Annotated in this window: 3 protein-coding genes; 2 read left to right on the top strand and 1 reads right to left on the bottom strand. The window is 71.6% G+C overall.

Annotated elements, in window-relative coordinates:
• Positions 1-212: 212 nt before the first annotated feature.
• Positions 213-2918, bottom strand: a complete 2706-nt coding sequence (locus ABZU25_RS34290) for a glucosidase (protein WP_355033514.1) — start codon at positions 2916-2918, stop codon at positions 213-215.
• A 42-nt stretch (positions 2919-2960) separates the two neighbouring features.
• Here ABZU25_RS34290 and ABZU25_RS34285 point away from each other — a divergent pair, with 42 nt between their 5' ends.
• Positions 2961-4904 (top strand): amylo-alpha-1,6-glucosidase, encoded by a 1944-nt coding sequence (locus tag ABZU25_RS34285; protein ID WP_355033513.1) that lies wholly within the window; start codon positions 2961-2963, stop codon positions 4902-4904.
• Between the two features lie 138 nt (positions 4905-5042).
• Positions 5043-5254 (top strand): glycogen/starch synthase (locus ABZU25_RS34280; RefSeq protein WP_355033512.1); only part of this gene is annotated, 212 nt, incomplete at its 3' end.

Raw genomic sequence — 5254 nt, 5'->3', positions numbered from 1 at the left:
CAGCGCGGGGCGCGGGGCGCACAGCGCGGGGCGCGGGGCGCACAGCGCGGGGCGCACAGCGCGGGGCGCACAGCGCGGGGGGCGGCACGAGCAACGCGGACCCGGCGCGAACAGCGCGGGGCGCGGCGCGAGCAGCACGGACCCCGCACGAGCAGCACGGACCCGGCACGAGCAGCACGGGCTCGGACCGGCGCGGGGCCGGGGGTGGGTGGTCAGCGGCGCAGGGTGAGGATCAGGTCGGCCACCAGGGCGGTCCAGCCGGTCTGGTGCCAGGCTCCCAGGCCGGCCCCGTTGTCGCCGTGGAAGTACTCGGGGAAGGCGACCAGGTCCCGCCAGTCGGGGTGGGTCTGGAAGAGCTGGCACGCGCCGTAGATGGGCCGTCGACCCCAGTCGTCCTGGGTGAAGAGCGAGATCAGCCGGGCCGAGAGGTCGTCAGCGATCTCGTCGAGCGTGCGTTTCACCCCGGAGCGGGTCGGATATTCCACCTGGAGGTCGTCGCCGAAGAACGCCGCGTAGTCGCGTAGTGCGCTGATCAGCAGGAAGTTCGTCGGCATCCAGATCGGTCCGCGCCAGTTCGAGTTGCCGCCGAACAGTCCGCTCGTCGACTCGGCCGGCTCGTAGCCGACGGAGAACTCCTGCCCGCCGAGGGTGACGGAGAACGGCTTGTCCAGGTGGGCGCGGGACAGCGTCCGCAGGCCGAAGTCGGAGAGGAACTCGTCGGGGTCGAGCATCCGGGCGAGCAGCCGGACCACCTGCTCCGGGCCGACCATGGACAGCAGCCGCTGCTGCCGGCCGTCGGGGCCCAGCCGGCGGGTGCCGATCACCTGCGCGTACTCCGGGCGGTTGGTGAGGAACCAGCGCAACCGCGCGCCCAGCTCCGGTAGGCGGTGCAGGGTCTTCGCGGTGAGCCGGGTGGTCGCGGCCAACGGCAGCAGGCCGACGACGGAACGGACCTTCAGCGGCACCTTCGTGCCGTCGGCGAGGCGCAGCACGTCGTAGAAGAAGGCGTCCTCGTCGTCCCACAACCCCTGCTCGTACGCGGCGGCGGCGATGTACGCGAAGTGTTCGAAGAACTTGGTGGCGGTGTCCACCCAGGTCCGGTCGTGCTCGGCGAGGACGATCGCCATGTCCAGCAGGTTGAGCGCGTACATGCCCATCCAGCCGGTGCCGTCGGACTGCTCCAGCACACCGGCCACCGGCAGCGCCGCCGAGCGGTCGAACGGCCCGACGTTGTCCAGCCCGAGGAAACCGCCCTCGAAGACGTTGTTGCCGCCGGTGTCCTTGCGGTTGACCCACCAGGTGAAGTTGAGCAGCAGCTTGTGCATCACCCGGGCCAGGAACTCGTAGTCCCGCCCTCCGTCGATCTCGAACACCTTCAGCGCCGCCCAGGCGTGCACCGGCGGGTTCACGTCACCGAACGCCCACTCGTACGCCGGGATCTGCCCGTTGGGGTGCAGGTACCACTCGCGCAGCAGGAGCAGCAGTTGCTCCTTGGCGAAGCCCGGGTCGACCCGGGCGATGCTCACGCAGTGGAAGGCCAGGTCCCAGGCCGCGTACCAGGGATATTCCCACGGGTCGGGCATGGAGATGATGTCGAAGCTGGTCATGTGCCACCAGGCGCTGTTGCGCCCGTGTCGACGCCCGGCCGGCGGTGTGGAGCCCGGGTCGCCTTCGAGCCAGCGTTTGACGTCGAAGTGGTAGAACTGCTTGCCCCACATCAGCCCGGCGATGGCCTGCCGGGCCACCAGCGCCTCGTCGGCGGTGGCAGCCGGTGGGATCACCCCGGCGAAGAACCGGTTCGCCTCGGCCCGCCGCGCCCACACCACGGCCTCGAAGCCCTCGCTGAGGTCGGCCGGGGGCGGCGGCGCGGCGGCCGGTGGCGACGCGGTGCGGGTCAGCCGCAACCGGATCTGGCGTTGCCCGCCGGCCGGCACGTCGAGCACGTAGTGCAGGGCGCCCTTGGTGCCCTCGCGCGCGGGGTTGACGGTGGCCGCGCCGTTGACCACGTGGTCGTTGATGCCGTCCTTGGGGTACGGCGAGCGGCCGGGCAGGCCCCAGAGCCGTTCGGCGTTTGTGTCGTTGTCGCAGAGCAGCGGCACCGGCCCACCGTCGCCCTCCAGCAGCAGTTGGCCGAGCACCCGGTGCTCGCCGACGAGCCGGGTGCCCTGGCCGGTCAGCCGGGGGATCCGGTCGCCGCCGGGCAGGCCCCAGGACCAGGTGTTACGGAACCACAGGGTGGGCAGGACGTGCAGGGTCGCCGCCCGGTCGCCCCGGTTGGCAATAGTCACCACCATGCAGAGGTCGGTCGGGGACGCCTTGGCGTAGTCGACGGTCACCGCCCAGTACCGGTCGTCGTCGAAGATCCCGGTGTCGACCAGCTCGTACTCGGTGTCGTCGCGGCCCCGCAACGCGTTCACCGCGACCAGTTCGTCGTACGGGAAGGCGGCCTGCGGATAGTGGTAGCGCCAGCGCATCCAGGAGTGCGTCGGAGTGCTGTCGAGATACCACCAGTATTCCTTGACGTCCTCACCGTGGTTGCCGCTGTCGCCGCCGAGGCCGAACATCCGTTCCTTGAGGATCGGGTCCTTGCCGTTCCACAGCGCGAGAGCGAAGGCGAACGTCTGTCGTTCGTCGCAGACGCCGGCCATCCCGTCTTCGTTCCACCGGTAGGCTCTCGACCGCGCGTGGTCATGCGGGAAGTAGTCCCAGGCCGTACCGTGCTCGCTGTAGTCCTCCCGTACCGTCCCCCACGCCCGTTCGGACAGATAGGGACCCCATGCGCGCCAGTCCTGCTCCCCCGAGTCGGCTTGGGCGAGCCGGAGCCGCTCAGCGTCGGGTGGCGAGGCGTCGGAGGACGATCGGTCAGTGATCACGTGCACATCTTTGACGTCGCCGCGGTACTTGACCACAGCGGCCATTCTCGTCGTGGCGTGTTACACCTTGCCGCAGGTGGAGGAAAGTTGATCGACATTCACTTCGGCCCGCAGCTGTGCGGCGATCTGACCAGCGCGGCCAGCCGGGAGTGGCTGGTTCCCGACGGTCTCGGCGGATATGCGATGGGCACCGTCGCCGGGCTGCGGACCCGCCGCTACCACGGTCTGCTGGTGGTCCCCGGCGAAACCCCGGCGTCCCGTCAGGTGGGACTGGTCAGTCTGGACCCGGCGGTCACCCTGCCGTCCGGGGCGCGGGTCCGGCTCGGCGCGCACGAGTGGTCCTCCGGCGACGTGGACCCGCGCGGCTTCGAGCTGCTGGAACGCTTCGACCTGGTCGACGGGCTGCCCCGGTGGCGGTGGCGGATCGGCGCGGTGGTGATCGAGCGGGAGGTGGCGATGCTGCCCGGCCGCTCCTGCGTGGCGGTGGTGCACCGGCTGGTCGCCGGTGGACCCGTCCGGCTGGAGTTGTCCGCCGCCTGCACCTGGCGCGACGCGCACGGCGAGCGGCGGGCCGACGGCCCGACCCCGCAGGTCGAGTCGGTGGCCGGCGGTGCGGTGGTCGAGGGCGCGTACCGGCTGGCCGGCCCGGGGTGGGCGCCCGAGGGGCAGTGGTGGCTGGGCGTGCACCACCGCGAGGAGGCCAACCGGGGCCTGCACCCGGACGAGGACCTCTGGTACGCGGGGCGTTTCGTCGGCGAGTTGAACCGCCCCGGCGACACCGTGTCGGTGCGGGCCTGGGCCGATCCGCTCGACCTGGAGCCACCGGCGGCGGAGGAGATCGTGGCGACGGCCCGGCGGCGCAACCGGCAGGTGGTGGCGACGGCGAAGCCGGCCGACGACGTGGCGGCCACCCTGGCGCTGGCCGCCGACGCGTTCGTGGTGCGCACCAACGACGCGGCGGTGGACGTGGTCGCCGGCTACCCCTGGTTCGGGGCCTGGTCCCGGGACACGATGATCTCGTACGAGGGGTTGTTCCTCTGCACCGGTCGAGCCGACGAGGGGCGGGAGCTGCTGCGGGCGTACGCGGCGACACTGTCCGAGGGGATGCTGGCCAACACGGCCGACACCGGTCGGGTGGAGTACAACACCGTCGATGGCACGTTGTGGTTCCTGCACGCGGTGAGCCGGCACGTCACGGTCACCGGTGACACCGATCTCGGCGACGAGTTGCTGCCCGGGTTGCGGGCAGTGATCGACGCTCATGTGGCGGGCACCCGGTACGGGATCGCCGTCGACCCGGCCGACGGGCTGCTCAGCCAGGGCGCTCCCGGCACCGCGCTGACCTGGATGGATGCCCGGGTGTACGGGGTGCCGGTCACCCCGCGTACCGGCAAGCCGGTCGAGGTCAACGCGTTGTGGATCAACGGGCTGGCCGGGCTCGCCGAGCTGACCGAGTTGGCCGGTCAGGACGCGCACGAGTTGTGGCGACGGCACGGGCAGGCGACCGCCTCGTTCCGGGAGCGTTTCCCGGCGCCGACCGGCTGGCTGCACGACGTGCTGGACGCTCCCGCGCCGGCGTACCCGCTGGGCGGCGCGGCCCTGCACGACGACGACGCGTTGCGTCCCAACCAGTTGCTGGCGTGGTCTCTGCCGTTCGCGCCGCTGGAGCCGGACGAGGCGACGCTGCGTCGCGTCGCGGACGGGCTGCTCACCCCGCTCGGGCCGCGCAGCCTCGCCCCGGATTCGCCGGAGTTCGTGGGCCGGCACCGGGGTGGCCCCGCCGAGCGCGACGGGGGCTACCACCAGGGCACGGTGTGGCCGTGGCTGCTCGGCCCGTACGTCGACGCCGCCCACCGGGGGAAGATGTCAGTCGATGACACGTTCGTTGGGATTGAGTCCCATCTGACCGAATATGGATTAGGCTCGGTAAGCGAGACGGCCGACGGCCTCGCGCCGCACGCCGCGACCGGCTGCCCATTCCAGGCGTGGTCGGTGGCCGAGCTGCTGCGGGTGCGCCGAAAGGGCCAGTAGCGCTTTACACGACCGCAACGGTGGTGTCGCCGCCGGTTATCTCGATCCCGGCAGGATTGGCCCCGATCCAGGCGCGACGGCGACATCGACTTCCGGTGTCGGTCGGCGCGCGCCCGGGGACAACTCAAAGGGGGCCGCATGTCACCCGACGCCCACGTGATCGACATTCACCCCGCCCGGCAACTGCGGGTGCTGATGCTCTCCTGGGAGTACCCGCCGGTGCTCGTCGGCGGCCTCGGTCGACACGTGCACGCGCTCTCCGTCGCCCTCGCCGCCGCCGGCCACGAGGTCACCGTCGTCACCCGCCACACCGACGGCGCACCCATGGAGGAGTACGCCGACGGCGTCCG

The sequence above is a fragment of the Micromonospora sp. NPDC005215 genome (genome assembly GCF_040607915.1).
GTDB lineage: Bacteria > Actinomycetota > Actinomycetes > Mycobacteriales > Micromonosporaceae > Micromonospora.
The sequence above is the reverse complement of the archived record's forward strand: the minus strand, read 5'-3'. Positions and strand labels throughout refer to the sequence as shown.

Coding starts and splice junctions, on each gene's coding strand:
- ABZU25_RS34290 (WP_355033514.1), bottom strand. CDS start 2,918: ATGGCCGCTGTGGTCAAGTACCGCGGCGACGTCAAAGATGTGCACGTG.